The organism is Protofrankia sp. Cr1, assembly GCF_963555865.1.
Classification (GTDB): Bacteria; Actinomycetota; Actinomycetes; order Frankiales; family Frankiaceae; genus Protofrankia.
In genome coordinates, this window is the sequence record NZ_CAUVXO010000141.1 from 3786 (window position 1) to 4274 (window position 489).

General features: G+C 69.1%; 1 riboswitch.

Annotation, left to right across the window (positions count from 1 at the left end):
- Nucleotides 1-222: 222 nt before the first annotated feature.
- Nucleotides 223-350, minus strand: a riboswitch (cobalamin riboswitch).
- Nucleotides 351-489: the final 139 nt, after the last annotated feature.

Genomic DNA, 489 nt, shown 5'->3' on the forward strand with positions numbered 1-489 from the left:
TCCGCCGATCGCCGGGGACACCGCGTTGAGGACGAGCGCGAGCCGCAGGTCGTCCATGCCCACCACCGCGGACAACGGGTAGGCCGTCATCGTGCCCTGTGCCGGTGTGCGCCGGACTCCGTATCGATCACGAGCCGGCCGATCGCGAGCCGGCGGGCGTGCGTTGGCATACCGCGGTCCTCCCTCGGGTTTCCTCGCCCTCGGTAACGGTGCAGACGGCCGGAGTATCCTGACTTCCGGATCAGCGCGCCCCCTCGGCCTTCCAACCGCTCTCGCGGCCGTGACGTACGGTGAGGGGTTGCTCCCCGGTGACAGTGGCGGGACCGCGCCGGATTCCCACCGGCTTCCTCCACTGCCGTCGCGTTCCTCAGCATGGCACACCTACGGTCATAGCGACGGTCATAGTGACGGTCCGACGGGTTATCCTTCGCGGCTTTCAAGGCCGCCTGCAAGGCCGCCTGCAAGGCCGCTTTCGAGGCCGCCCGCAAC